The sequence below is a fragment of the Natrinema sp. DC36 genome (assembly GCF_020405225.1).
Classification (GTDB): Archaea; Halobacteriota; Halobacteria; order Halobacteriales; family Natrialbaceae; genus Natrinema.
Genome location: NZ_CP084472.1, coordinates 2,283,409 through 2,308,913, shown reverse-complemented (window position 1 = coordinate 2,308,913; position 25,505 = coordinate 2,283,409). Strand labels below are relative to the sequence as shown.

Sequence of the window (25,505 nt, the reverse complement as noted above, 5' to 3'; positions counted from 1 at the left end):
ACCGTTCGGACAGTAACAGGTGCTCCATCAGTTACTCGTCGTCGGCGAAGAGATGGCAGGCAGCCGGGTGTTCGCTGTCGTCGAGGGCGGGGCTTTTGCGCTCACAGACGCTCTCGAACGCGTCCGCGAGGACGGCCTCCGCGGATGCCCAATCGCCATCGTCGAGGTGGCGGTAGGACGCTTCGACTGCCTCGCGAGCGCGTCCCGACAGCGGCCCGCTGAAGAACTGTGCATTGAGCGCGGCGGCGAAGTCGCTGCCGCCGTCCGCGACCGCACGGGCTGCTGGGGCCTCACTGACTGTCGCATCCCGGGCCGCCTCGAGGTCGATATCCCGAGACTCCACGCGCTGTCGATAGAACATGACCTCGCGGTACCGTTCCTGGTTGATGTCGAGGTCCTCGGGCGGGATGACCGACGGACACCGCGTCCGGAAGTGGCAGCCCGACGGTGGATCGATGGGGGACGGCACGTCCCCTTTCAGGATGGTTCGGTCGGCGGTGTCTGCCCGAGGATCGGGTTCGGGGATCGCCGACAGCAATGCGTTCGTGTACGGGTGTTTCGGGTCTGCGAACAGATCGTCGGTCGCCGCGATTTCGACGATCTCGCCGAGATACATCACTGCGATGCGATCCGAGATGTGGCGGACGACCGAGAGGTCGTGAGCGATAAACAGGTACGTCAATCCGAACTCCTCCTGTAAATCCTCCAGGAGATTGATTATCTGTGCCTGCACGGACACGTCCAGTGCCGACACCGGCTCGTCGGCGACGATGAAGTCCGGGTCCACCGCGAGGGCTCGAGCGATACCGACGCGCTGGCGTTGCCCGCCGGAGAGCTCGTGGGGGTAGCGGTCGTACTGGCTCTCGTCGAGTCCGACCTCCTCGAGGAGGGTGCGGACGCGGCGGCGGCGGCGCACGCGCTTCGAGTCGCTCGTGGAGACGTCCACGTGAATACTCGTGATGCGGCCGCCGTCTTCTCGTACGACATCCGTCGTTACGTCGAGCACGCCATTGGTGTCTACGGTGACGTCGCCGTCCGCCACGGTGACATCCACGGGGACGACGGTCTCCCCGTCGTTACTCCCGACTAACGCGTCCACGTCGTCCGCGACGTCGACGGACACCGCGTCCGCGGGGATTCCGGTCGTCGAGATGTCTGCGCGGGGCACAACGTCGGGATCGGACTCCGGAAGCCCGTGAATCTTCAGCGGCTCCATGATCGTCTGTCCGACGGTCATCCGCGGATCGAGACTCGACATCGGATCCTGGAACACCATCTGCATGTCCTTGCGCTTCTCCCGAAGCTCCGACTTCGAGAGATCTCCGAGGTCTTCACCCGCGTACACGACCGTGCCGTCGGTCGGCGGGGAGAGATGAAGGATGGCCCGACCCGCGGTCGACTTTCCACAGCCGGACTCGCCGACCAGTCCGAGCGTCTCGCCTTCGTACACGTCGAAACTCACGCCGTCGACGGCCTTCACGCTCTGTTGCTCGCCGACGAATCGATCGAGTAGCCCCTCCTTCTGCCCGTAGTACTTCCGCATCTCGCGGAGTTCGACGATCGGTTCTCCGATGTCATGCTCGGCCGCGGACTGGACGCCCGTTGACCCGTACTCGCTTTCGTCGAAGCTCTCGAGGATGCACTTCGACCGATGGTCGACGTCCTCCGGTCCGTGCTGGAGGAACGGTACCTCACCGGTGCGACACTCGGGTTGGGCCCACGGACAACGATCCGCAAAGTGGCAGCCGTCGGGCATGTCGATCAGGTCCGGAACGTTGCCCTCGATGGGCGTCAAGCGGTCTTTCTCCTCCGTTGGGAGAGACTCGAGGAGCGTGTACGTGTACGGATGGCTCGGGTTGTGGAAAATTTCCTCGACGGGACCCTCCTCGACTATTTCGCCGGCGTACATTACCGCGACGCGGTCGCAGGTCTCCGCGACCACGCCGAGGTCGTGGGTGATCATCAGCACCGACATCCCGAACTCGTCCTGAAGGTCGTCGATGAGGTCCAGGATCTGGGCCTGAATAGTCACGTCGAGGGCCGTCGTCGGCTCGTCGGCGATGAGGAGACTCGGCCGGCACGCGAGCGCGATCGCGATGAGGACGCGCTGGCGCATGCCGCCGGAGAACTCGTGTGGGTACTCCTCGAGGCGCGTGGTCGCCTCCGGGATGCCGACCTCCGTGAGGATCTCGACAACGTCCGCCATGACCTCCTCGTCGTGCTCGCGCCCGCCGATTTTCGGGAGTATTTCCCGAACGGCGTTCAGCCACGTGTCCCGTTTCCGTTCTCCGTACTGGTGAAGCCGCAGGGACTCCGCGACCTGCTCGCCGACGGTCACCGCGGGGTTCAGGGACGTCATCGGGTCCTGGAAGATCATCCCCATCTCGCTGCCGCGGACCTTCCGCATCGCCTCCTCGGGCGCGTCCATCAGGTCGACGACGCCGTCCTCGACCGCGATTGATTCTGCGTCCATTCCACTCTCGAATCGTTCGCGCGCCGCTGTATCGAGGTAGACGAACCCGTCGTCGGCGTCTTCGACGGCGTTCTCTAGCGCGTCCGCGACCACGGACTCGGTCACGCCGTTATCGAGTCGATCAGCAACGTCTCGGAGGGCTGGCGCGAGCCCCGCTGGGTCGTCGTGGCCGGCGAGGTCGGCGGCCATGCCGCGCAGCTCCGATTCGGCCGAGTCACCTCCGTCGCCGCCGCGAAGATCCGCAACGATCTCCCGGATCGCGTCCACGAGTTCGAAGGGGTACGGGACGACTGCACCGTCGAACTCGGCTGCGAGATCCGCGGCGAGTTCTGCGCGCCGCAAGGACACTCGTCCGTCCACAACGTCTCCCGGATCGTCCACGAGGTCCATTGCTGAGAGTGCGGTCACGCTCTTGCCGGATCCGGACTCGCCGACGAGGCCGACGGTCTCGCCCTCCTCGATAGTGAGATCGATACCATCGACCGCTTTCACCGCACCGCGTTTGGTATCGAACTGCGTGCGAAGTCCGGAAAGGGATAAAAGATCAGTCATGGCACCAGTTCTCGAGTCAGCGAAGAAATAGCTTATGGGACTTGGGCAACGTTTATCTCCGACGGTGCACGCGGTGGGGACATGGACGAGGACCCGGCAGGCGACGCCCCTAGCAACGTGCAGGCCCAGTCCGGCTGGCAAGCAGTCATCGACGACATGGCGGTAACCGCCGACGAGTACCGCGACCGCGGCTGGACGGCCCTCGAACTCCACCCCGGAGACTGCGTGCTCGTGGACTCCGAAATACGCACGGGGATCGACGTGGTCCTCCCGGGACCCGAGTACGAGGACCTCGAGTCGCTGATCGAGGACTGCACGTTCGCGGACGTGGACGTGTTCCGCGCGCCGGGCGACAGTATGATCTACCTGCTCATAGTCGAGAAGGACCTGGACAGCAAGACGGCCGTGCTCGCCCCCGCCTACTACGACGCCGGGTCCGGGCAGGCAAAATTCGAGGCCATTCGGTCGGACGGCGAACTCCGGCTGTTCTGCAGACGGCTGAACGATGAGTACGTCGAGTTCGTCCACGACGACGTGGAACCGTTCCTTCCCAGCCCGTTGCAGGACGAGTAGGCGATAGCGATCTGGTTTCCGTACTGCGATCGGGCCCCGAACTACGAGCGATCCCATCTCCGTATCCCGATCCGTCAATCCTCACTGCGGTGGCTTCCGACATTGATCGCGCAGAATATCGACTGCCCGATCTCTGCAACCGTCTTTGGATACCGTTCGTTCGTCGACCGGACGGATCCCTCACTCGACGGCGAGCCGCGGTTCCTCCGACCGGTCGTCGATCTCGTCGGGATCGACTTTGACCGTCAGCACCGGTACCGAGGCGCGCCGGACGACCCGTTCGGTGACGCTGCCGAGCAACAGCCGGTCGATTCCGCCGCGGCCGTGGGTTCCCATCACCACCAGATCGCACTCCGCGGGATCCGCCTCGTCGACGATGACCTGACTCGGTGCCCCCTCGCGAACCTCGGTCTCGACGGTGACGTCGTCCGGTGCGAGTGCTTCGGCCCGCTCGACCGCCGCCTGCCCCTCGCCGCGGAGCGCCTCGTTGACGCCGTCGAGGGCAGTTTCCATCGGAAACCCGCCATAACCGGCCGCGTTGACGACGTACAGTGTGCGGACCGCTGCGTCGTGCGCGCGAGCGATTTCGAACGCGTACTCGAGTGCGCGTTCGACCTCTCGAGAGCCGTCGGTCGGGACGAGAATGGAGTCGTACATAGTGGTATATGATAGCATACAACGGGAATCTACATTAACATTATCCTGACACGTGAGATGGTCAGGGTGGGTGACGTTTTTCGAGCGAGTTGCGGATCGCTCCGTGATGGCGACGGATCGGAAATCGGGGAGGGGAAACGCTGATACAGTCGCCGCTCAAATCGGGGGGCATGAGCGACAACCCGTGGACGGATCGGATCGTCGGCGAGCGTATGGCCGTCGATCAGGAGTTCTCCGAGCGGATCCAGCAGTCACGCTTTTCCAACCAGCAGTGGAGCCTGATCATGACCGCCACGGAGTTCGAGATCGAACATCCCGGCGACCCCGACCGAGCGCGGATCGTCGCCAATACGGACAAGCTCGACGGGGTCATCCCCGAACTCGACAACGTGCAGGCCGGGATGGGCGCGATGGGGGGTGCGGGAGCCGGGAACGCCGGTCAGAACTCCTCGAGCGGCGGGGTGTTCGACTCGATCATGGGCGCACTCGGGATGGGAGGCGGCGGTGGATCCTCGGAGAAAGAACAGCGGAAGGCAGCGGAACAGCTCACACAGGAGTACGCCGACGAACTCCAGTCACACCTCGAGTCGAAGGGGAAATGGGAGACGGCTCGTCACGCTGCCGCGGACGGCCAGTAGCGGCGAGCCGTCGATTTTCGACTGTCACCGTCGACGTTACAGACCACCGCCGGTGTCAGGTCACCGCAGGTCGCCGATCATCGCCGATCACCGAGCACCACTGGTCCGTCCCCGGCGTGAAACAGCGTGTACTCGCTCGCTCCGTAGAGACTGATAGTTCGGGACGAATTTGCCGTCGGACTCGTCGAATTCGACGGCTGGCAGACCTGAAACCCCGTCGTCGAGCGACAAAAACGCAAGCGGCGGTCTCGACGGGTCGACGTCGCGCACTGGTCCGGCGTGAGTCACAGCACCTTTAGGCACGCTTCCCGACCGTCAGTGTATGAGCGACGAAGTCCAGACGACGACCTTCTCGATCAGTTCCGAAGACGGCGCGACCGACGAAATCACGATTCCGTCCGGCCTCGTCGACCTGGTCGCCGAGGGCGACCAGACCGACGCCGAGACGATCGGCGACGTCATGCTGCTGTCTTTCGCCAGCCGCGCCCACCACATCGTCCACCACGGCGAGGACGCCGACGAGGAACTCGAGGCACAGGAAGCGGAAGTCATGGACCTGTTCGAGGAACGCTTCGGCGTCACGTTCGGCGAAGCGACCGGCCATCAGCACTGAGCGTCCGAGAGCCGAATCACAGCCGCGGTTTCTCCGCAGCTCGTCCCTCGAGTGAAATCGACTGGCGACCGATCGGGCGTCGAACAATGGCTATTCGGTTCCGTCAGTTTCGTTTTCGGTATCAGCAGTTCCGTCCTCGATGGCACCAGCCGCTCCGTCGTCGGTCGTTTCGGCCGTTCCTCCGTCGGTCGTCTCAGTTGCACCGCCATCGGTCGTCTCGGCGGGCCCCGCGTTCGTTTCCGGCTCCAGTGGTGATTCGCCTGCGGGTTCGTTCCCCGCAGTGGCCGGTTCGGAGTCGCCGTCTGGATCGGGTTCAGCCGGCTGTTCGGGTTCCGGTGATTCCGGCTCTTCCGGCTGTTCAGGCTCCGGCTCATCGGGTGGATCCGGCTCCTCGGGCGGTACCGGCTGTTCGGGTTCGGTCGGTGGTTCTGGCTCGGGTTCACCGTCTGGCCCCGTCTCACCGTCCCCGTCCGCTTGCGCGCTGGCCTCCGGGACAGATTCGACGGTCACCGTCGTCTCCGCGGTCTCGTTCGCGGTCGACACCGTGACCGGATACTCACCGGGCTCGAGACCGTCCGTTTCGGCCGTGAACGAAGCAGTCTCCGTCTCGCCGGGCTCGAGCGAGACCGATTCAGCGTCGACGGTGGTGTCGCCGATCGCGAGCGAGACGGTCTGCGTCCCGTTCTCGCCGCCGACGTTCTCGAGGTTGGCCTCGATCTCGAGCGGCTCTCCCCGTTCGACCGGGCTGTTCGTGCCCGCGATCGAGACGCCGAACGCTGCGGGGTCGGACGGCACGATATCACCGGCGGTCGGCGTCTCGGCGGTGATCGGCTCCTCGTAGCCGAAGTTCGAGAAGTCGGCCTCCCAGACGAGCCGTTCGTCGTCGCTCTCGGGCGTCCACTCGACGGTGAACGTCTGCTGGCCCGGTTCGAATCCGGACGGCGGCTGGTCGGTCGTATTGCCCTCGACGAACCGGCTGTTCGCGCCCATCGGGGCGTCGTTTGGGTTCTCGTAACTGAACGTCACGTCGATGCCGTCTTCGGTGGGGGTCGTCTCCTCAACCGCGATCGACGGTCGTTCGGGCCGCACTTCCTCGTTACACGCCTCGGACGGGTTCGGATAGTCGATACCGCCCACGGGTGCCGCTTCGGGCGAACTAATTCCCGAGATGTACGTGCCGAAGGTGCCGTAATCCGGCACCTCGACGATCACCTGCTCGCCGTCCGTCGTGACATTGCGCTCGGTACCGATCTCGAAGACGATCGTGCCGTTGTACGGCGCGGGGATCTCGTCGCCGGCGGTGACGAGGTCCTCCGCGATCGTGTCCCCGACGCCGCCGGACGTGTAGAACCACGTGCTCGCGGCGACCCGATCGCCCTCCTCGAGCGACGCGGTGACTTCCGCGCGCTGGCAGTTCACGAACTCGACGTCGAACCCTGCAAGCGCGCCGTCGACCGTGTACTCGACGTCCGCCGTCTCGACGGGCGTTCCGTCCTCGGCCGCGACGACCGCCACCTCGAGCGTCGAGTTCTCCGCGAGCGGCGGCTCGAGGTCGAACTCCTCGGGGCCGATCGTCTCGTTCGCGCCGAACGTCTCGCTCGTCGCGAGCCGGGTCCCGTTCCCGTCGGTGACGGTGATCGCGTACTCGACCGTTGCGTTCGCCTGCGTGACGGTGAGCGTCTCGCCGTCACCGGTCTGGTCGGCCACCGAGAGGTTCGCCGTCGGCTCGTCCGGATCCGGTTCTTCGACCGCGTACTCGATGGAATCGTTCGCCAGCACCGTGTCGTCGGCCGCGGCTCGAACGGAGACGTCGACCGTTGCGTTCGCCTCGAGCGGCGGCTCGAGGTCGAGGACCTCGTCCGAGACCGTGGCATTCGCCTCGATTTCGTCGCTCTCGACTCGCTGGCCGTCGTACTCGGCCGTGAGGACGTACGGCACGGACGCGCTCGCCGCGTCGACCGTGAGGGTCTCACCGTCGCCCGTCTGGTTGTCGACCGAGAGGGACGCCTCGGGTTCGTTGGTGCCGTTCTCACCGGTGTCGTTCGCCACCGTGTACTCGAGGGAGTCGTTCGCGAGCACCGTGCCGTCCTCGCCGACGACCGAGACGTCGACCGTCGCGTTCGCCTCGAGTGGCGGCTCGAGTCCGAGCGAGAGGTTCGTCACCCCTTCGCCGGCCGCGAACGTGTCGCTCTGGACCGTTCCGTTGCCGTACGACGCGGTGACGGCGTAGGGAACGGAGGCGTTCGCTTCATCGACGGTGAGCGTTTCGCCGTCACCCTGCTGATCGGCGACCGACAGCGTCGCGGTCGCCTCATCCGGTTCGTCCGGTTCGTCCGCGACCGTCACGAACGCGCCGTCGATCACCGGTGCGCCAGCACCGGTGACGTACGGGACATCTTCCTCGCCGTCGGACTCGGCGTACTGGAACGTTCCGTCGTCGTTCGTGTCGTGATGCGGAACCGCCACGATCGAGCCGCTCGAGGAGATCGGGTCGTCGAGTTCGATCGTGACGTTCTCGTGGTCGCCGGCCTCGAGGTAGTCCGAGACGCCGATGATGGCGTCCGGATCGGCGTCGACGGCGAGTCCCTCGTAGATCGCGACGAAGCCGCCCTCGGAGAGCGACACGTCTTCGATGGTGACCTGCTCCCCGTTAGACTCCTGATCCGGGACGTCGATCGACGCCGTCCCCTCGAGCCGGTCGATCGTCTCGATTCGCTGCGTGACCGTGATCTCGATGTGCTGCGTAATTTCGGTCACGTTGTCGGTCTCTTCTCGCACCGCGTAGGCGGTCGCCTCGGACGCGGCTTCCTGGGTCAGGCGCTGCAGTTGCGTGATGCTAATCCGCTGGGACTGGACGATGTGAGCCGTCTCCTGACAGGCGGATCGCGCCGCGATCTGGATCTGCGTGACCGTGGCCGACTGCGCCTGGACGAGGGCCCCGCTCGCACCCCCGTGTGCGAGTTGCTGGACCTGCGTGACCTCGACGAGTTGCGTCTGCGTCACCGCTCCCTCGCCGGCACCGAACGCGGCCGCCTGAATCTGCTCGATCGAGACGTCCTGGCGCTGGACCGCGGACGTGACCGCACCTTGAGCGGCACCGACCGCGGCGTACTGGATCTGCGTGATCGAGATCGACTGACGCTGAACGAGCACGCCGCCCGCGCTCCCGTCGGCGGCGGCCTGGATCTGTTCGACGGTCGCCGACTGGCTCTGGGAAATAGCGCCTTTCGCCGCGCCGAAGGTGGCCTCCTGGATCTGCGTCATCGAAAGCCGCTGGCGCTGCTCGAGGCGGACCGACTGAACCTGTTTCAACGAGCCCCGGCTGGCTCCGCGGGCGGCCGCCTGGGTCTGCTCGACCGACACCGACTGCGTCTGGACGAGTGCGCCCTTCGACGCGCCGGCCGCGGCCTTCTGAATCTGCTTGATCGTCACCCGCTGGCGCTGTTCGACGTCGACGCGCTGTTCCTGCCGCGCGTCGACTCGTTGCTCTCCCTCGAGCGCTGCGGGCGAACTCCCCGCGAGCGATCCGGCCGCACCGCCGGCGGCGGCGTGCTGGACGTGCTCGAGCGTCACCCGCTGGCGCTGTTCGGCCGTGATCGACTGATACTGCGTCAGGACGCCGTACGCCGAGCCCTGGGCGGCCTCCTGGATGTGCGGCGCCTTCCCGACGTTACTCGTGCCCGCTTCCTTCGTGGCACCCGCAGCCGCGCCCCTGGTCGCGACCTGAATCTGTTCGACGCTGACGTGCTGACTCTGTGCGAGAGCGCCGTGGGTCGCGCCCCAGGTCGCACTCTGTAGCTGGGTCGCGTTGGCCGACTGTGACTGAGAGAGCCCGCCGTCGGTCGCCCCGCTCACCGCGTACTGAATCTGAGTGGCGTTCACCGACTGGGACTGGATCAGGGAGCCGTGAACCGCCCCCGCCGTCGCCGCCTGTACCTGCTCGGTCTCGACGGATTGGTGCTGTGCGACCGACGACCGCGCCCCCTCGAGCGCCGCCGCTCGCTGTTCCTGTGTCACCTCGATGCCCTGCGATTGGACGAGTTCGATCCCTTCCTCGACACCGCTCTCGACAGCGGTTTCGGCATCTCCCTGGATCGCCGCCTGCGCGTTCGTCCCGCCACTGTTATCCGTCGCGTCGGCTTCCTCGAAGGCCTCGAACGTGACCAGTTCCGAACTGGCGTTCTGCGTCTGCGCGCCGCCCGCCTCGAGCGCGGCCCGTGACTCACCCGCGGCTGCCGGATCGGCTGCCGTCTCGGTGGTCATACCGCCGGCCGCGTCGAGCGGGTCCGAGCCACCGCTCAATACGGGCAGCGCCACGACGCTTCCGATCATCGCGGCCGCGACCAGCGCGACGACAACGGTCGTTCGATCACGCCTCATCGCGCGATCACTCCGCGAGCGGGACGGCCGGTTCTGTCTGCCGGTTTCGATTCCGCCTCCGACCATCCAGATTCGATACGCGACCACTCCGACTCGCCCCCGTCCTCACCCCGCTTCCATTCGTTCCCATCTGCTTTCCATTGAATCCCCGGATCGGCCGCGTGGGGATTCGCCGCGTGGTACCCTCGATTGCCAGCCGCAGCACAACCAATTCGCATTTCCCGACCACGGGCCAAATTACGGCATAAGACCGCCGGTCGTTTCGGTTAGCGCGACGAGACAATCGGCTATTACTCGGTTCTCTCGAGGAGAAACGACGGAACGACGCCCGAACACCGCGACCACCGACGAGCACGCAGGGACTACTACCGTCACCAGAATTGAGAGGAAGCGCGCTATTTCGACCCACCCTCGACCCACGCTCGAGCCGAGACCAGCGCGATAGCGACTCGAGACAAATGTCAATTAGACACCGTCTCCCCTCGGAAACCGAAGTTTTGATCCGGGTTTACGAGAGAGCGGCGGTATGGCAACGGAACGTAATTCGGTCGATCTCGTGGACGACACCGTCGTCCGGCAGTTCGCTCGAGCGGCGGTGCTCGCGGCGCTGATCGGGGCGTCGGTACTGGTATCAATTCCGATACCTCTCTCGCCGGCACCGATCACGCTGCAGGTACTGTTCGTCTACCTCGCTGGACTCGTCCTAGGTCCGGTCTGGGGAGCGTTTTCGCTCCTGCTCTACCTCACGGCGGGCGCCGTCGGCCTCCCGGTATTCGCTGGCATGAAGGGGGGTCTCGGCGTCTTGATCGGACACACGGGCGGCTATCTGTGGTCGTATCCGATCGCCGCGGCCCTGATCGGGATCGTCGTCCACCGCGGAACGGCGCTACGCGACCTCCGTACCGTCCCACTCTCGCTGGTGGTCGGCGCACTCGTCATGGCGACGATCGTCATCTACGGGCTCGGGACGGCGTACATGGCCTGGCTGCTCGAGTACACGGCCTGGGAAGCTATCTCAGCCGGTGTGCTCCCGTTCATTCCCGGCGAAATCCTCAAAATAGCCGCCGCGGTCGCCATCGTCAGATCCGGCCGGATAACGCCGGTTCGATCGTGACGAGGCAACGATGATCGAGTTCGAGTCGGTCTCTTACGCGTTCGAGGACGTTCCCGTTCTCGAGGCGGTCACGCTCTCGATCGACGACGGCGAATTCGTCCTCCTGGCGGGGGGCAACGGCAGCGGGAAGACGACGCTGTTGCGTCACTGCAACGGTCTCCTCGAGCCCGATTCCGGCGACGTTCTCGTCGACGGAACACCCGTCGCGGAGGATCTGATCGCCGCGCGCTCGAGCGTGGGCATGGTCTTCCAGCACCCTCGCGATCAGTTCGTCGCCGCGACCGTCGGCGCGGACGTCGCGTTCGGCCCGGAAAACCTCGGGCTCGAGCGGCGGGAGATCGACCGTCGCGTGACGGCCGCGCTCGAGGCGGTGAACATGGCCGGTCGGGAGGACGACCGAATCGACGCACTCTCGGGCGGCGAACAGTCCCGCGTGGCGATCGCGGGCGCGCTCGCGATGGAACCAACCCACCTCGTCCTCGACGAACCCTTCACCGGGCTCGACGAGCCCGCCCGCCGATCCGTGCTCGAGCGCCTCGAATCGCTGTCGGCTGACGGCACCGGAATCTTGCTCGCGACCCACGACCTCCGGGATGTCTGTGGACTCGCGGATCGCGTCATCGCCATGCGAGACGGCCGCGTCGCCGTCGACGGACCGCCCGCGAAGGCGCTGGCGGAACTCGAGGGCCTCGAGGTCCGGGTCCCAGGTCGGTGATCGCGATGGCCGATTCGAGAGCCCCGTCACTCCCCCCAATGGACGCCGGAGGAAAGCGATGTTGACCTACGAACCCGACGCGACGCTCGCACACCGACTCGATCCCCGGACCAAGTTGGCGGTCCAGATCGGGTTCGCGGCCACGGCACTGGCGCACACGACGCCGCGAGCGCTGGTCGTCCTCTCCGTCGTGACGGCACTCGTTCTGTTTGGCGCGCGCGTCTCGATTCGACGGACGCTCGTCGACTACCGATTCGCGCTACTCATCCTCGCGCTCGCCCCGCTGATCGCGGGCGTCACGCTGGGAGCACCCTGGTTCGACACCGCGGACGCCACCGCGTCGGGGCTGGCGAGCTACCGCGTCCTGCTCATCCTGCTCGTCAGTGCGGCCTACGTCCGGTCGACGCCAGTGCGGGACTCTCGAGCGGCGATCCAGCGGACGATCCCCGGGAAACCGGGGCAGCTCCTCGGAATCGGCGTCGCGCTCGTCTTTCGGTTTCTGCCCGTCTTGCAGGGCGATCTTCGGACGATCCGCGAGGCGATGGCCGCCCGACTCGGGACCGAACGGAGCGCGGTCGACCGAGCCAGCACGATCGGGATACTCGGTCTGACGCGGGCGTTCGACCGAGCGGACCGACTTTCGCTTGCACTGCAGGCGCGGTGTTTCGCGTGGAACCCAACGCTCCCGTCGCTCGCCCTTTCGCGTATCGACTACCCCGTTCTTACGCTCGCTGTCGCGCTCGCCGTTTCCGCCTTGTACTAGTGCGATCCGTATCGAACGGGCCATTCGAGAGCGATGGCGGATGCGGTGCGAAAGGCGGATGCAGCGCGGAAGGCGGACGCGGCGCGGAAGTTCAACGAGAAGGAGATATCTTCGCTCCCCCGAACCGAAAACGCGAGAGCGGTGCCGTCGTTCGGTCGTGATCGAAACTGCGGCGAACCGTCTCGGTACGCTCCGACAGAGTACACCCGGACTCGGGTGTGCTGGCGAACAATCGCTTCGAATGGGACGGCGATATAGTCGTGTGCAGTATACACACTGACGAGCGCATCAACGGCATTGATGTCGACGTCGATGTCGGCGTCGTCGGAGAATCGCTCTCGGACTCGCATATGGCCACGATCGAAACGTCCCAGCGATGCGCTGGCCGGCGGCGGTCTCCAGTTCGGAGATTGCATCGGAACGTAGTCGGCTATTTCGCTCAGTTTCGATCCCTTGTTTGACGTCGTCGGCCCGGCCGCATACTCGACACAATCCGTCGAGACGCCGACCGAGACTCGATTCGGTTTCGCTAATCCGAGTGAGCGAACGTCTCATTCACACTCCAATATTGTACAATACTCACAACACCTTTAACCGTCGTCGGACCGTACGGAGACGTGATGACAACTGATGGACACCGCGGATCTTCCGGACAATCGATCAACGAACCGGTCCCCATCGAGAGTCAGGGACACCTCAACAATGTCGTGAACGAGCACGAGGTCGTGCTCGTCGACTTCTACGCCGACTGGTGTGGCCCCTGTCAGATGCTCGAGCCCGTCCTCGTGGGGTTGGCTGGCGAGACCGCGGCCGTGATCGCGAAGGTGGATGTCGACGAACACCAGCAGCTCGCGGGAGCCTACGGCGTCCGAGGCGTACCGACGCTCGCGCTCTTCGCGGACGGCGAACAGGTCGAACAGCACACCGGTGCGCTGCCGGCGGACCGACTCCGTGATCTGATCGAGGGATACACGAACGAATGAACGAGAACAGCACTGACTCCGACCCGGTCCACGACGTGGTCATCGTCGGTACCGGCGTCGCTGGACTCTCGGCAGCGGTTTACGCCGCGCGAGCGGACCTCGAGCCACTGGTGCTCGAGGGGCCCGAACCGGGCGGTCAACTCACGTTGACGACCGACGTCGAGAACTACCTCGGCTTCCCCGAGGGAATCGGTGGGATGGAACTGATCCAGAACGGAAAAGAGCAGGCGACGCGCTTCGGCGCGGAGTTCACGCACGGTACTGTCGAACGTGCGTTGCTCGCGGAGCGTCCCTACGAACTCGAGCTCTCGACCGGTGACACCCTGCGAACGCGTGCACTGATCGTCGCGAGCGGTGCGAGCGCGCGCTGGGTCGGCGCCGAAAACGAGACCGAACTCATGGGCTACGGGCTCTCGACGTGTGCGACCTGCGACGGCGCGTTCCACCGCGGCGACGACGTCCTCGTGGTCGGCGGCGGCGACAGCGCGATGGAAGAGGCGCTCTTCCTCGCGAAGTTCGCCGACAGCGTGACGGTCGTCCACCGCCGCGAGGAACTGCGCGCGTCGGAGATCATGGCCGACCGGGCCCGCGACCACGACGCCATCGAGTTCCGCTGGAACACGGAACTCGAGGCGCTTTACGGCTCTCGTGACGAGGGGATAACCGGCGCGACGCTCGTCTCTCATTCGGACGGCCATCCCACGGCGAAGGCAGAAAGCGGCGTAGAGGTCGAACGGAAGACGGTCGACGTCGGCGGCGTCTTCTACGCGATCGGTCACACGCCGAACACCGAATTCCTCGCGGGAACCGACGTCGAACGCGACGAGGCTGGGTATCTCGTCACCCGATCGGACGGCGTCGGTCGTGTGACGACCGCAACGACGGTCGCGGGCGTGTTCGCCGCTGGAGACGTCGCAGACCCCCACTACCAGCAGGCGATCACCGCTGCCGGAACCGGTAGCATGGCAGCTCTCGACGCCGACGCACACCTCGAGACGCTCGAACGCGCGGCGGAGCCAACCGAGGTCTCGCCGTAATCGTCTTCTCGCAGTACTTTCCCCGCCGATAGTCGCTTCCGCACGGAACCACTCAATTTGATATCGCGATATACAATTTATAATAAGTACTCGCCGGTGACTGGACACTCGTTGGTTGGCGAATCGCGGCGTCAACCGCTGTGCTCGACTCGCTCACTGATGTCTCCCTTCGGCCGGGTCGCTTCGATCTGGCGTCCAGCGTCCTCGAGCGATCCGGCCCGCACGAACCGGTAATTCGGCGGAGAACAGCCGCTCGAGGATACCGTGCGTCGATCACAGTAACTCGCTTCTCGTTCAAATCCACTGGAGTTCGCTTCGCACCTCACGGTGTTCACCAAAGCGGCGAGCTACTTCGAGCCGTCACTCTCACCGGCCGTGATGATGTCGCAGAAAGAACCGGTGGAGGTTGTGAACCGCGGTCGGAGCGGGCTCCTCCCTGATTTGAATCTCCCACGGCTTGCTTCGCTCTTCACGTGATGTCCGTCGCAGAAGACAAGCCGGTGGAGGGATTGTGAACCACGGTCGCAGCAAAGCTGCTCCCTGATTCAAACCCCTCCAGAGCATATTCGTCGCTCACGAGTTTGTTCGCGACAGAATAAGCCGGTGGAGGGATTTGAACCCTCGACCTAATCCTTACGAAGGATTCGCTCTGCCAGTCTGAGCTACACCGGCACACTCACTTCGCTCGTGTCCCGCGCATCGGCGACGACCGTCGCCTCAACACCGATGCGAGTGCATTCATTCGTAGGACCGATACCAGCCATAAGGATTGCGAATCGGTGCGCTCGTGCGATGGGAGTTCATGGCAGATGGTGCGCGGTGACGTTCCCGATTACCGCTCGAGGCGGACGTCCAGACAGACGTTCAGCTCGTGGGGGGCGTAGGAACGGACGGTATGGCGGGTTTCGACGGTGACCGAATACTCGGGTTCGGCGGCCGCGCGAATCGCGCGTTCGCCCGGCCCGAACGGATCGTCCTCGTATTGGATGTCGTAGTAGTGGAGGGTACAGTCGTCGCCGGCCAGAGTGACGGCAGCCTCGAGGAACTCGTCGGCGCTGTGGGGGAGGTTCATCACGAGCCGGTCGGCCCAGTTCTCGTATTCGGCGGCCACCTCGCGCACATCGTCGTTAATAGCGGTCACGCGGTCCGCGACCCCGTTTCGGCGGGCGTTCTCGCGCAGGTAGTCGATCGCCTCGGCGTTGATGTCCACGCCGACGCACGTCGCGCCGCGTTTCGCGAACGGGATCACGAAGGGGCCGACGCCGGCGAACATATCGAACGCGCGCTCGGTCGCGTCTCCCTGCTCGGCCACGCGGTGGCGCTCGGTCGCGAGGCGCGGCGAGAAGTAGACCGTCGCGAGATCCAGCGCGAACTCGCAGCCGTACTCGCGGTGGACGACCTCCGTGTTCTCGCCGGCGAGCAGCTCCCAGTCGCGCACGCGCGTCTCGCCTTTGACTTTCGAGGCCTTGTTCAGGACGGTTGCGACGGGGAGATCCGACTCGAGGATGGCGTCCGCGATTTCTCGTGCCCGCTCGGGATCGTCCTCGTCGATGAGCGCGGCCTCGCCGAGTCGCTCGTAGGTGGGGTCGAACGCGAGGAGATCCGCGGGCGTCGTCTGCTGCTCGCGCTCGGTGACTGTCCGGGGAACGATCTCGCACTCCTCGAGCACCGTTGACGCGGCGTCGGAGTCGGTGATCGGAATGTAGAGCTGGCCGTCCGCGACGGTGATCTCGTAGGCGTCGTCGATCAGGTCCGCATCGGCGAGCGACGAGCGCGTCGCTTCCCCCGCTTCGCGCGCGACGCGGACGCACGGCACTTCCATACGCGAACTGGCCGGCGCGCCGCCGTAACGCTGACGTTTCGGTGTCGATCCGCGTTCGTTTGGATAAACCAAAAACCGCTATAGTAATTCTCTCGCTGCCGGACGCGGGAGCCGAGAAAATCGACTACGTAGGTGAAGGAAGACGCCCCGAACGTCGGTTAGTCAGTCGAAGCGATCCATAGCTTTTCGGTATCGATCGGCAGCCCATTTCACGATTCTCGAGCGAGGTACTCGAGCGCCTCCTCGTCGCTCACCTGATCAAAAGTTCGGTAGTACTGCCCGACGGCGCGGAAGTCCGCCGGCGTCTCCAGTGCGATCACCTCGTCGGCCTCCCGCTCGAGGTCGTTGACGGCTCGCGGGGAGGCGACGGGCACGGCCAGTGTGATCCAGTCCGCATCGGTCTCCTGCACTTGCCGGAGACAGGCGGTCGCGGTCGCGCCGGTCGCGACGCCGTCGTCGACGATCAGGACTCGCTTTCCCCGTAGGTCTGGTAAGCCCGCCGTTTCGCGGTAGCGGTCGGCCTTTTCGCGTGCGTTTTCGGCTTCCTCGGCCCGGATCTCCTCGAGGTACCCTTCGGAAACGTTGAGTCGATCGATCAGATCGTCGTTCTCCCAGACGCTGCCGTCGCTGGCGACCGCGCCCAGCGCTACTTCGGGGTTCTGCGGTGCGCCCATCTTGCGCGCGACGACGACGTCGAGGTCGGCCTCGAGCGCGTCGGCGACCGGTCGCGCGACGGGCAGGGCACCGCGGGGAATTCCGAGGACGACGTCGACCGCGAGGTCGCGGCGCTCGAGTGCCGCTGCGAGGCGTTCGCCGGCGTCGGTTCTGTCGTCGAACATGATCCTGTCGGGCAGTACGGTATCGACGTACTACGCGTTTGCGCCGCACGCGCCGGGACAGTGATCTGGAATGATGGAGATCGAACCGGAACACGCCTGCCGAACGTCGACACGGTGGCGTTCGGGGGAGGTCGTCTGAGACGCCTCCAGCAACCGCTCTCGAACGTCAGCGACGAGACGGAACAAGGACAGCAGTCGCGTCGCGATCGTCGGTGCGAGCGTCGCGTACCCGAGCCAGACCGCGCTCGTCGGGCGCGCAGCGCTGCGGACCGGCTCCGGTATCCGCTTTCGGACCGGCTACTGTTCGCGGACGACGATCACCGTCATCGGTGCGCGGCGGACCACCGCCTCGGAGACGCTTCCGAGCATGACGCGATCGACCCCGTGTCGTCCGTGACTGCCGACGACGATTTGCTCGAATCCGTTTTCGACCGCGTAGTCGACGATTTCCCGCGCCGGCTTCCCCTTCTCGACGGCCGTCTCGATCTCGCGGTCGGTGTCAGCGGCCGATTGCACGGCCGTCTCTACGACCTCTTCGCCGCGTTCTCGCGCGTTCTCGTATCCCGGGAGCGCCGCCTCGGAGGTCGCGAACGACGCCCAGTACCCCTCCGGCAGTCGAACGACGTGTATCGCCGTGATCGCGGACTCCGGGAACTCCTCGAGCGCGTACTCGAGCGCCGCCTCGGCTTGCGGGGAATCGTCGGTCGCGACCAGCGTTTTCCGGACCATGCGGGAGAGTACCACCTGCACCGATGTAAGACGATTTCACGATCCCGGGAAATTCGCACGTGCTGGCAGGCTATCGAATCGAACCCGTCGCAGCCCGCCGACGTCGAAGTCGCCCGCGTACGATCGGCGTCACCGGAAACACCCCGACGGTGACTCGCTCGATCTCGAGGACGTCGAACGCGTCGCATCTGACGAACCGCTCGACCGTCTCGCGGTTCAACTGGCAGCCGCCCGCAGCGCGTTCCCACAGCGGCGTGAGGGCGTCCTGCGCTCGAGCCCGCCAGCCGTCGTTGCGGACGTGCTCGAGGAAGCGCAGTTCGCCGCCCGGTCGCAGGACGCGTGCGACCTCCTCGAGCGCCGTTTCGGGGTCCGCGATGGTACAGAAGACCAGACTCGAGAGGACGACGTCGAAGCTGTTGTCGGCGTAGGACAGCGACTCGGCGCGGTCACCGCGGAGGTGAACCGCAAGGTCGGTTCCCCTCGCCTCGCGGGCGGCCCGGCGTCGCATGTGCGGATCCGGTTCGATCGCGTGGTACTCGAGGTCGCCGCCGGCGTCGGCTACGTACGGAATCATCACGCCGCTGCCCGCGCCGATATCGAGAACGCGACCGGAGAGGTCGGCCGCGAGGTACTCGCGGTGGGGGCCGAGCAGGAACCGATCCGGCACGAACCGATCGTACAGCGCGGCGAACGCGGGTGTGAGATCGTCCGATCGCGCGCGGCGCACCGTGGAGTACTGTCTGTCATCGTGCCACTCGGTCCAACGGACGGTGACCTGACTAAAACTCGTTTTCCCGTCAGTGCGCGAGCCCTTAGCACTTAGTTTGAGATGGATACCGATGTCGACCCAATCGGCAAACAGGGAAGTAGCTACGTATTAGTCCAGACCAGCTAACGACGGCGGTGGCGCGCGCTGTCGGCCGGCCGAACGCCAGTGAGGGTGGCCGGCGACGCTGCGCGAGGGATGAGCGAACGCCGCAGGCGTGAGCGTTAGCGCGGAACCTTCGGTTCCGCGAACCATGCGAACGGGCGCTGCGCGCCCGTGAGCAGAAATCGGCTGGGGTGGGCGTGGCGATTCCCTGTTGCCACGATAACAGGACACCTCTTCTCACTCTCATCCGGTTGGAGTACCGTGACAAGGGAACGGAAATCAATCGCGGTTCGACGCACCTGCTCACTCACGGCCAGAGGCCGCGCATCTCGTGGGCCTCGGCGACCCGATCGAGCGCGACGGCGTACGCGGCGTCGCGCCAGGAGACGTCCTGTCGTTCGACCTCGTCTTTGAGGGTGGTCCAGGCCGTCACCATCTCGGACTCGAGTTCCTCGTTGACCCGCTCGAGTGACCACGAGCGACGGTTGATGTCCTGAAGCCACTCGAAGTAGCTGACCGTGACGCCGCCGGCGTTCGCGAGGATGTCCGGGATCACGCGAATTCCGCGGTCCTCGAGGATGGCGTCGGCGGCGAACGTCGTCGGGCCGTTCGCGCCTTCGACGACGATGTCGGCCGCGATGTCGTCGGCGTTGTCGGCGGTGATGACGTTACCGACGGCGGCCGGGACGAGGACGTCGACGTCGAGTTCGAGCAGTTCGCCGTTCGAGATTCGGCGCACGCCCGCAGTGCTGTCGTCGATCTCGTTCGCGAAGCTGGTGACCGCTTCCGGCTCCACGTCGTGGGAGGGGATCGCGTCGACGTCGACCCCCTCGGGATCGTAGACCGCACCGTTGACGTCGCTGACGGCGACGATCGTCGCACCCCAGTCCTCGAGCAGGCGCGCGGCGTTCGCACCGACGCTGCCGAAGCCCTGGACGGCGACGGTCGTCTCGGCGAGCGGGTAGTCGTAGTACTCGCAGGTCTCTCGCGTGACGATGGCGACGCTCCGGCCGGGCGCTTTCTCGCGGCCGTAGGAGCCGCCGATGACCGGCGGTTTGCCGGTGACGACGCCGGGGATGGTCTCGCCCTCCTGCATGCTGTAGGCGTCCATCAGCCAGGCCATCGTCTGCGGATCGGTGCCCATGTCCGGCGCCGGAATGTCCGTGTTCGGCCCGATCACGTCGCGGATCTCCTGTGCGAAGCGACGCGTGAGCCGTTCCGTCTCGTCGTCGCTCAGTGATTTCGGATCGACGACGATGCCGCCTTTCGCGCCGCCGAAGGGGAGATTCATCACCGCGCATTTCCAGGTCATCCACATCGACAGCCCCACGCACTCGTCGCGGGTCACGTCGGGGTGGTAGCGCAGCCCGCCCTTGTAGGGGCCCCGGACGCTGTCGTGGTGGGCCCTGTAGCCGGTGAAGACCTCGAGCGAGGCGTCGTCGCGCTCGAGGGGGACCGTCACCTCGTGGACCGCCGTGGGGTGAGAGAGGCGCTCGATGACGGCGTCGTCGATATCCAGCTGTGCGGCGACGCGATCCAGCTGTCGGCGCGCGGTCTCGAGTGCGGTTTCGGCGTCGGTCGATTCAGCGGTCGCTTCTCGGGGCGGCGGCGAAGAACGATTCTGAGAGGCCATCCCTATTCGATCGGTGTCCCTCGATTGCGCATTTCGGCACCGCACTCGGGACAGGCGTCCGGTGCGGACGCGCGAACGACGGTTCCGCAGTCGAAGCACTCGTAGGTCGATTCCGCCCGCGGGTCGAATTCGGCGTCTTTGTGGTTCATGGGAGAGACGATTGACGGTGTGTCACGACACTCGTCGTATCCCCGAATACAAGGTATATTAGGATGAGTATATCCGTCAGATACCTAGCGTCGACAAGCGGGGAGGGTTCACTATTCACCCCCTCCCGATCGAGGTTCCGGCAGTCCGATCTCGTCGAACACGACTTCGAAGAGCGTCCGCTGGACGCGCCGGACGTGCCGGTAGAACGCCGCCGGCGAAATCTCGAGGGCGTCTGCGACGTCTTCGCCCGAATTCTCGCGCGGCGATTCGAAGTACCCGCCGTAGTAGGCGAGCGTGACGACCTCGAGCTGGCGCTCGGTAAGCCGATCGTGCAGCTCCGAGCGGAGGTCCCGCGGCGTCGTGCGTTCGACGGTCCGTTTCGATCGGAGCTCGACGTCCGAGAACGTCGTCGAGACGATGTCGGCGCTTTCCCTCGCGTCGGCTGATCGGGGGACGTCGATCACGACCCGGGCGACCGAAGGGGTCGCTTCGACGCCTCGCAACACCGCCCCGTGATCCGCGAGCCGGTCCGCGAGCACCGGTCGGGAGAGATGCAAGAGGACGCCACCGCCGACGCCATCGTCGGCGTCGATAGTCTCAGTGGTGGTGGTTTCGGTCTCGGTGGTTTCTCCGTCACTAGTATCAACATCGGTAGTCGGCTCGCCGCCGCCGTCTCCACTGCCGTATTCGTCCGTGCTAATGACCTGTGCGCGCTCGACGCCGACCAGCTCCGCGGCCGCAGTCGCGACGGCGGCCGGCGACGCGCCGTCGACGGTCGCGACCACCGACGCGCCCCGCTCGTGCTGGCGAACGCCACCGTCCGAGGAGAGCACGCAGTCGGCCACTCGAGCGAGTCGTGCGAAGACGAACGTCTCGTCGGCCACCTCGAACTCGAGTCGCGTGTTCTCGTCCGAGACCAGCGCGCGCTTGCGTTCGACCGCGGCGATCGCGGACGCGATCGTTTCGCCGAGTTCCGCGAGCACGGCGCGGATCATGTCGTCGAACGCGTCGGGGCGGTCGGCGTAGACCGTCAGGACGCCGTACGTGAACTTGTCGTACGACAACGGGACGCTCGCGGCCGACTGATACTCGCGGGCGAGCGCTTCGGAGCGCCACGGTTCGTCGCGGAGCCCGTCGGCGACGTTCGAGACGACGGTCGCCTCGCGATCGGCCGCCGTCCCGACCGCGGGTTCGTTCGCGTCCGCGAGCGAGAGCGAGACGGCGTCGAGATACTCGCGGCCGTTGCGTGCGCCACCGTGAGCACGCGGCTCGAGGCGATCGCCGTCGGCGTCGAGCTGACCGATCCAGGCGAACGAGAACCGGTCGGCGGCCGTGAGTCGATCGCAGACCGCCCGTTCGATCTCGGCGCGGGTCTCCGCCTCGACCAGCGCCTGATCGAGTTCCCTGATGATCTCGTTGATCCGGTTGAGGCGGGTGAGCTGCCGATTTCGGCGCTTGAGTTCGCGATCTCGCTCGCGCAGCGTTCGCTCCCGTTCGACCCGGTCGAGCGCCGCTTCCGCGGTCGCCGCCAGCAGGTCGGTCACCTCACTGGAGACGTCGTCGAACGCATCCGACGCCGTCGACCCCACGGTGAAGACGCCGTGGTCGCCGAGCGGGACGTACGCGGCGCTTCGCAGGTCGGTCTCCGGATTCGAGAGCGACGCGGCGTCGTGAACGTCCGCGAAGAACCGACTCTCACCGTCGATGAAGACGCGACCCGGGATGCTGTCGTCCGTCGCCCGGTGGTCGTGGATCGGCCCGTGTAACCGCTCCATGCCCGACGAGGACGCGGCCGGTCGTAACACGTTCTCGTCCGTATCGAACAGGTACGCGGCGCTCGCCTCGAGGTCGAGCACGTCCGTCGCGTCGTCGACGACGATGTCGGCGATCTCGCGGTCCGTTTCGGCGTACAGGAGTTCGCGAGCGGTCCGATGGAGCGCCGTCAGCGCCTCCTCGCGGCGCTTTCGCTTCGTGATGTCTCGGCAGCTGTAGAGGGTCGTCCCGCCCTGAATCGAGACCTCGCGGACGTTGACCAGCAAGGTGTGTTCGCGGCCCGCGCGGTCGGTCGCCGTACACTCGATGTTGGTCAACACGCTCGCCGACTCGAGTTCGTCGCGATCGAAGAGGTCCGGCTCGAGCAGCTCGTCGATCGTCCCCATCTCGCGAATCTCGTCGTCGGAGTAGCCGAAGATGAAGTGGACGTTCGGACAGACGTAGGTAAACTCACCGTCGTCGTCGGTGATGAGGACGGTATCGGTCATGTTGTTGAGCGTCACCCGGTGGAGTTCCTCCGACGCTCGCAACTCCCGCTCGAGTCGGGCCCGCTCGGTGACGTCGCTCGCCCGCGCGAGCAGCGAGACGACGTCACCGGACGCGTCGCGGACCGGCCGGACGGTCACCTCGAAGGTGTGAGCGTCGTTCGGATCAGCGGACTCGCTCGTGGCGGTACTCCCGTCCGGCTCGGCCGCACCGCTACCGTCGGTGCGGATCTGTGTCAGTTCCCGATGTGCGATCTCTCCGCTCCTCGCCTGGTCGATCGCCTCCCGGAGCACCGTCCTTCCGTCCGCGGTACACCGCCACCAGGGAAGCGCCGCGAACGGTCGGCCGCGGACGTCGCTCGCGGTCGCGCCGATCGCCTCGAGCGCGGGTTCGTTGGCCCGTCGGACGGTTCCGTCCGGTTCGAGCACCCACGAGTGCGTTTCCGCCCCCTCGAAGATCGCGTCGAACTGGCGCGCGCGCTCTCGTTGACGCCGTCTCTCGCGCCCCTCCGAGAGCGCCCGTTCGATCGCCGCTCGGCAGTCGTCGCTCGAGCCGTCGCCGGTCCGATCGCGCGGCACGTACGCCGTGACCCCCGCCGCGATCGCCTCGCTGGCCAGCGACTCGTCGCCCTCGGCCGGCGCGAGCACGACCGGAAGATCGAGGTCGCGCTCCCGAACCGTCTCGAGGAGGTCCAGCCCGGTCGTTTCCCCGTCCGAAAGGGACTGTGCGGTCAGGAGACAGTCGACGTGGTCCGTCTCGAGCCGCTCGAGCGCCGCGCTCGCGGTCGTCACCGCGACCACCTCGAGCGCGTCGTCCTCGAGGGCCGTCGAGAGGACACCGGCACTCGGTTCGGGCGGCTCTACGACGAGGAGTCGGGCCTCGTCGAGCGTCCGTGTAGAAGCCATTCGTCCCCCCTATGAGCCCCTGAAGATAGAACCTATCGCTCCGTTGGGTGATCGATACCGACCGATACTCGGTCACCGATCGAGGACGTACGACGAAAGGCGCGGCTTTTCACGACGACGGAATCGACCGCCGGGCGCGATTTGTGGCTCGAAAAGATCTACCGTTCGAAAGCGTTACAGCCGAAGCGGCCTACCGACTCTCGTCCAGGGAGACGGCTTCGTCCTCGGACACGGCGAGCCAGGCATCGTCTCGAGCGATATCGGCGATGACGAGATGCGATCGACCGTCGATCTCGTCGATGGCCGCCATCACATCGCTCGACCCGTCCACCTGCCGTCCGACCGGCGTCGCTTCGGGTGCCATGTTCGAATATCCCTTCACAGACGCCATGAATGTTTCGAAAGGTGTTCGATTGATAGTTGAATTTCGGATATACTGCGCCTATTTCTAATACATTCTATTCAAATCTGGAGCGCTGATCGAATACCGGAACTTGAACCGAGCGGGGCGTTACTCGTCGGGGGCGACCGACTGAACGTGACCGACAACGCCGCTTTTCAACTTCACGCGTGCGCCTTCGGGTTCGTCACCGTAGACCGTCCCGACCTCGCCGATGATCGGTTCCGTGTCCTCGGATTCTGGGTCCGCATCGTCCTGGACGATTTCGACGGTCATCCCCTGTCGAAGTTCCTCGGCGGTCGGCCGTTCGCTGGACATGGTCGGAGGTGAGTCGGGTATCTGAAAAAGGGTACTGCCTGCACTCGATAGCGGCGAGTCACGGTCTCGCGAAGGATGTCGAAAGCGGCCCAACGGCCGATCTGCGTCCGCCGATTACTCCTCGTCGAACTCGAGGGCGGCGGAGTTGATACAGTAGCGTTTGCCGGTCGGTTCGGGACCGTCGTCGAAGATATGGCCGAGGTGGCCGCCGCAGTCGGCACACAGGACCTCGGTGCGGCGCATGCCGTGGCTGGTATCGGTTCGGGTCTCGATCCGGTCGTCGTCGGCGTCGTAGAAGCTGGGCCAGCCACACCCCGACTCGAACTTCGTCTCGGAGTCGAACAGTTCGGCCCCGCAGCCGGCACAGGCGTACGTGCCGTCGTCCTTGTGGTCGACGTACTCACCGCTGAACGGCGATTCGGTGCCTGCCTCCCGGAGGACGCGATACTCCTCGTCGCTCAGTTCCTCCCGCCACTCGTCGTCGGTTTTCGGCCGGTGGTCTGCCTCGTTGCTCATGGCGCACTCTAGGGGAGAGACACTCAAGAGTCTGTCTGCGAACTCGGCCTCGGACCGCGACGGATCACCGCCGCACTGGACCCGCCGGCTCGAGGATCGGTCGTCACCGGCTGGTGATGACGTCCGTACTCTCGCAGTCGGGGCACTGCGTCATTCGGCCCAGTTTGGGGACGTCGATTCGCTGCCACTCGTCGTCCCCGCCGGGCGCTTCGAAGCCACAGTTGCGACATCGTGACCGTTCGTGTGTGACTACGTTACTGGCCATGTCTCGACCTATGCTAGTTACACCCATAGATGTTTGTTCGGTCAGCAGTGACTGTCGCACGCGCTGAAACGGGATACGCGTCGATTGCACGCCCGCCGAGCGAGACCGATGTCGACTCTATCGATCGTTCGGTGGAGAGCAACCACTGGAGGCGGAACGGTTCACTGCTCTCGCTTCGCGTAGCGACTCCATCGTCGGTGCGAACGGGTCGTCCGACCGACCGCCGGCAGACGGTCGGCCGCGCAGACGACCGCGAATGACAGGGGAGTGAGCGTGGACGGCGCTACTGGGTTGGGCCAG

General features: G+C 65.6%; 22 protein-coding genes, 1 tRNA gene and 1 pseudogene. 9 read left to right on the top strand and 15 right to left on the bottom strand.

Annotated features, from left to right (window positions below):
- Nucleotides 1–31: 31 nt before the first annotated feature.
- Nucleotides 32–3,025: an ABC transporter ATP-binding protein gene (locus LDH74_RS11990; RefSeq protein WP_226038960.1), complete on the bottom strand. Its 2,994-nt coding sequence runs from the start codon at nt 3,023–3,025 to the stop codon at nt 32–34.
- Between the two features lie 81 nt (nt 3,026–3,106).
- Between LDH74_RS11990 and LDH74_RS11985 the strand changes: the two genes are divergently transcribed.
- Complete coding sequence (locus LDH74_RS11985) at nt 3,107–3,598, top strand: hypothetical protein (protein ID WP_226038959.1); 492 nt, start codon at nt 3,107–3,109, stop codon at nt 3,596–3,598.
- Between the two features lie 180 nt (nt 3,599–3,778).
- Here the strand turns inward: LDH74_RS11985 and LDH74_RS11980 are convergent, their stop codons facing one another.
- Nucleotides 3,779–4,255 (bottom strand): universal stress protein, encoded by a 477-nt coding sequence (locus LDH74_RS11980; RefSeq protein WP_226038958.1) that lies wholly within the window; start codon nt 4,253–4,255, stop codon nt 3,779–3,781.
- Nucleotides 4,256–4,425: 170 nt separating this feature from the next.
- Here LDH74_RS11980 and LDH74_RS11975 point away from each other — a divergent pair, with 170 nt between their 5' ends.
- Nucleotides 4,426–4,893 carry a DUF5799 family protein gene (locus tag LDH74_RS11975; protein ID WP_226038957.1) on the top strand — a complete coding sequence of 156 codons (468 nt, stop codon included), beginning with the start codon at nt 4,426–4,428 and terminating at the stop codon, nt 4,891–4,893.
- A gap of 322 nt (nt 4,894–5,215) precedes the next feature.
- Nucleotides 5,216–5,506, top strand: coding sequence for a hypothetical protein (locus tag LDH74_RS11970; protein ID WP_098725910.1), 291 nt, complete (start codon nt 5,216–5,218; stop codon nt 5,504–5,506).
- Between the two features lie 90 nt (nt 5,507–5,596).
- Here the strand turns inward: LDH74_RS11970 and LDH74_RS11965 are convergent, their stop codons facing one another.
- Nucleotides 5,597–9,886 carry a hypothetical protein gene (locus LDH74_RS11965; RefSeq protein ID WP_226038956.1) on the bottom strand — a complete coding sequence of 1,430 codons (4,290 nt, stop codon included), beginning with the start codon at nt 9,884–9,886 and terminating at the stop codon, nt 5,597–5,599.
- A gap of 526 nt (nt 9,887–10,412) precedes the next feature.
- On the opposite strand from LDH74_RS11965, the gene LDH74_RS11960 reads away from it, so the two are divergent.
- The 5 genes from LDH74_RS11960 (at nt 10,413) to LDH74_RS11940 (ending at nt 14,498) form a co-directional block, all read left to right on the top strand.
- Complete coding sequence (locus LDH74_RS11960) at nt 10,413–11,000, top strand: biotin transporter BioY (protein WP_226038955.1); 588 nt, start codon at nt 10,413–10,415, stop codon at nt 10,998–11,000.
- Nucleotides 11,001–11,010: 10 nt separating this feature from the next.
- Nucleotides 11,011–11,715 (top strand): ABC transporter ATP-binding protein, encoded by a 705-nt coding sequence (locus LDH74_RS11955; protein WP_226038954.1) that lies wholly within the window; start codon nt 11,011–11,013, stop codon nt 11,713–11,715.
- Nucleotides 11,716–11,773: 58 nt separating this feature from the next.
- Nucleotides 11,774–12,478, top strand: a complete 705-nt coding sequence (locus LDH74_RS11950; RefSeq protein WP_226038953.1) for an energy-coupling factor transporter transmembrane component T — start codon at nt 11,774–11,776, stop codon at nt 12,476–12,478.
- Between the two features lie 620 nt (nt 12,479–13,098).
- Nucleotides 13,099–13,461, top strand: a complete 363-nt coding sequence (gene trxA, locus LDH74_RS11945; RefSeq protein ID WP_226038952.1) for a thioredoxin — start codon at nt 13,099–13,101, stop codon at nt 13,459–13,461.
- Entirely contained in the window at nt 13,458–14,498 is a 1,041-nt protein-coding gene (locus LDH74_RS11940; protein ID WP_226038951.1) for an FAD-dependent oxidoreductase, read from the top strand. Before trxA ends, LDH74_RS11940 begins: the two co-directional genes overlap by 4 nt.
- A 598-nt stretch (nt 14,499–15,096) precedes the next feature.
- On the opposite strand, the gene LDH74_RS11935 is transcribed toward LDH74_RS11940, so the two are convergent.
- The 3 genes from LDH74_RS11935 to LDH74_RS11925 form a co-directional block, all read right to left on the bottom strand.
- A tRNA-Thr gene (locus LDH74_RS11935) sits at nt 15,097–15,170 on the bottom strand.
- A gap of 160 nt (nt 15,171–15,330) precedes the next feature.
- On the bottom strand, nt 15,331–16,320 hold the full coding sequence (locus LDH74_RS11930) for a class I SAM-dependent methyltransferase family protein (RefSeq protein ID WP_226038950.1): 990 nt from the start codon (nt 16,318–16,320) through the stop codon (nt 15,331–15,333).
- Between the two features lie 209 nt (nt 16,321–16,529).
- A complete protein-coding gene (locus LDH74_RS11925) occupies nt 16,530–17,159 on the bottom strand; it encodes a phosphoribosyltransferase family protein (RefSeq protein ID WP_226038949.1) in 630 nt (209 codons plus the stop codon).
- Between the two features lie 135 nt (nt 17,160–17,294).
- Between LDH74_RS11925 and LDH74_RS11920 the strand changes: the two are divergent.
- A pseudogene (locus LDH74_RS11920) lies at nt 17,295–17,436 on the top strand (NAD(P)H-hydrate dehydratase); the annotation flags it as partial.
- A 20-nt stretch (nt 17,437–17,456) separates the two neighbouring features.
- Here LDH74_RS11920 and LDH74_RS11915 read toward each other — a convergent pair.
- The 9 genes from LDH74_RS11915 to LDH74_RS11875 all read right to left on the bottom strand — a co-directional run bounded on the left by LDH74_RS11915 (nt 17,457) and on the right by LDH74_RS11875 (nt 25,205).
- A complete protein-coding gene (locus LDH74_RS11915; protein WP_226038948.1) occupies nt 17,457–17,888 on the bottom strand; it encodes a universal stress protein in 432 nt (143 codons plus the stop codon).
- A 70-nt stretch (nt 17,889–17,958) separates the two neighbouring features.
- The gene (locus LDH74_RS11910) at nt 17,959–18,615 is read right to left on the bottom strand and encodes a class I SAM-dependent methyltransferase (protein ID WP_226038947.1); all 657 of its coding nucleotides are present in this window, start codon (nt 18,613–18,615) and stop codon (nt 17,959–17,961) included.
- Nucleotides 18,616–19,066: 451 nt separating this feature from the next.
- The gene (gdhB, locus tag LDH74_RS11905; protein ID WP_226038946.1) at nt 19,067–20,392 is read right to left on the bottom strand and encodes a glutamate dehydrogenase GdhB; all 1,326 of its coding nucleotides are present in this window, start codon (nt 20,390–20,392) and stop codon (nt 19,067–19,069) included.
- Between the two features lie 2 nt (nt 20,393–20,394).
- Nucleotides 20,395–20,541, bottom strand: a complete 147-nt coding sequence (locus LDH74_RS11900) for a rubrerythrin-like domain-containing protein (protein WP_226038945.1) — start codon at nt 20,539–20,541, stop codon at nt 20,395–20,397.
- A gap of 111 nt (nt 20,542–20,652) precedes the next feature.
- Nucleotides 20,653–23,706 (bottom strand): GAF domain-containing protein, encoded by a 3,054-nt coding sequence (locus tag LDH74_RS11895; RefSeq protein ID WP_226038944.1) that lies wholly within the window; start codon nt 23,704–23,706, stop codon nt 20,653–20,655.
- A 190-nt stretch (nt 23,707–23,896) separates the two neighbouring features.
- The gene (locus LDH74_RS11890; RefSeq protein WP_226038943.1) at nt 23,897–24,070 is read right to left on the bottom strand and encodes a hypothetical protein; all 174 of its coding nucleotides are present in this window, start codon (nt 24,068–24,070) and stop codon (nt 23,897–23,899) included.
- 147 nt (nt 24,071–24,217) lie between these two features.
- Entirely contained in the window at nt 24,218–24,424 is a 207-nt protein-coding gene (locus tag LDH74_RS11885) for a DUF2196 domain-containing protein (RefSeq protein WP_226038942.1), read from the bottom strand.
- Between the two features lie 114 nt (nt 24,425–24,538).
- Entirely contained in the window at nt 24,539–24,940 is a 402-nt protein-coding gene (gene msrB / locus LDH74_RS11880; RefSeq protein WP_226038941.1) for a peptide-methionine (R)-S-oxide reductase MsrB, read from the bottom strand.
- A 103-nt stretch (nt 24,941–25,043) separates the two neighbouring features.
- Complete coding sequence (locus tag LDH74_RS11875; RefSeq protein WP_226038940.1) at nt 25,044–25,205, bottom strand: hypothetical protein; 162 nt, start codon at nt 25,203–25,205, stop codon at nt 25,044–25,046.
- Nucleotides 25,206–25,505: the final 300 nt, after the last annotated feature.

Bases quoted from the DNA above. Each gene is read 5' to 3' on its own strand.
- LDH74_RS11895 (WP_226038944.1), bottom strand. From the start codon at position 23,706: ATGGCTTCTACACGGACGCTCGACGAGGCCCGACTCCTCGTCGTAGAG.
- LDH74_RS11900 (WP_226038945.1), bottom strand. From the start codon at position 20,541: ATGAACCACAAAGACGCCGAATTCGACCCGCGGGCGGAATCGACCTAC.
- LDH74_RS11975 (WP_226038957.1), top strand. From the start codon at position 4,426: ATGAGCGACAACCCGTGGACGGATCGGATCGTCGGCGAGCGTATGGCC.
- LDH74_RS11985 (WP_226038959.1), top strand. From the start codon at position 3,107: ATGGACGAGGACCCGGCAGGCGACGCCCCTAGCAACGTGCAGGCCCAG.
- LDH74_RS11940 (WP_226038951.1), top strand. From the start codon at position 13,458: ATGAACGAGAACAGCACTGACTCCGACCCGGTCCACGACGTGGTCATC.
- LDH74_RS11960 (WP_226038955.1), top strand. From the start codon at position 10,413: ATGGCAACGGAACGTAATTCGGTCGATCTCGTGGACGACACCGTCGTC.
- LDH74_RS11890 (WP_226038943.1), bottom strand. From the start codon at position 24,070: ATGGCACCCGAAGCGACGCCGGTCGGACGGCAGGTGGACGGGTCGAGC.
- LDH74_RS11885 (WP_226038942.1), bottom strand. From the start codon at position 24,424: ATGTCCAGCGAACGGCCGACCGCCGAGGAACTTCGACAGGGGATGACC.
- LDH74_RS11950 (WP_226038953.1), top strand. From the start codon at position 11,774: ATGTTGACCTACGAACCCGACGCGACGCTCGCACACCGACTCGATCCC.
- LDH74_RS11915 (WP_226038948.1), bottom strand. From the start codon at position 17,888: ATGGTCCGGAAAACGCTGGTCGCGACCGACGATTCCCCGCAAGCCGAG.
- gdhB (WP_226038946.1), bottom strand. From the start codon at position 20,392: ATGGCCTCTCAGAATCGTTCTTCGCCGCCGCCCCGAGAAGCGACCGCT.
- LDH74_RS11875 (WP_226038940.1), bottom strand. From the start codon at position 25,205: ATGGCCAGTAACGTAGTCACACACGAACGGTCACGATGTCGCAACTGT.
- LDH74_RS11980 (WP_226038958.1), bottom strand. From the start codon at position 4,255: ATGTACGACTCCATTCTCGTCCCGACCGACGGCTCTCGAGAGGTCGAA.
- LDH74_RS11955 (WP_226038954.1), top strand. From the start codon at position 11,011: ATGATCGAGTTCGAGTCGGTCTCTTACGCGTTCGAGGACGTTCCCGTT.
- LDH74_RS11970 (WP_098725910.1), top strand. From the start codon at position 5,216: ATGAGCGACGAAGTCCAGACGACGACCTTCTCGATCAGTTCCGAAGAC.
- LDH74_RS11930 (WP_226038950.1), bottom strand. From the start codon at position 16,320: ATGGAAGTGCCGTGCGTCCGCGTCGCGCGCGAAGCGGGGGAAGCGACG.
- LDH74_RS11925 (WP_226038949.1), bottom strand. From the start codon at position 17,159: ATGTTCGACGACAGAACCGACGCCGGCGAACGCCTCGCAGCGGCACTC.
- trxA (WP_226038952.1), top strand. From the start codon at position 13,099: ATGACAACTGATGGACACCGCGGATCTTCCGGACAATCGATCAACGAA.
- LDH74_RS11965 (WP_226038956.1), bottom strand. From the start codon at position 9,886: ATGAGGCGTGATCGAACGACCGTTGTCGTCGCGCTGGTCGCGGCCGCG.
- msrB (WP_226038941.1), bottom strand. From the start codon at position 24,940: ATGAGCAACGAGGCAGACCACCGGCCGAAAACCGACGACGAGTGGCGG.
- LDH74_RS11990 (WP_226038960.1), bottom strand. From the start codon at position 3,025: ATGACTGATCTTTTATCCCTTTCCGGACTTCGCACGCAGTTCGATACC.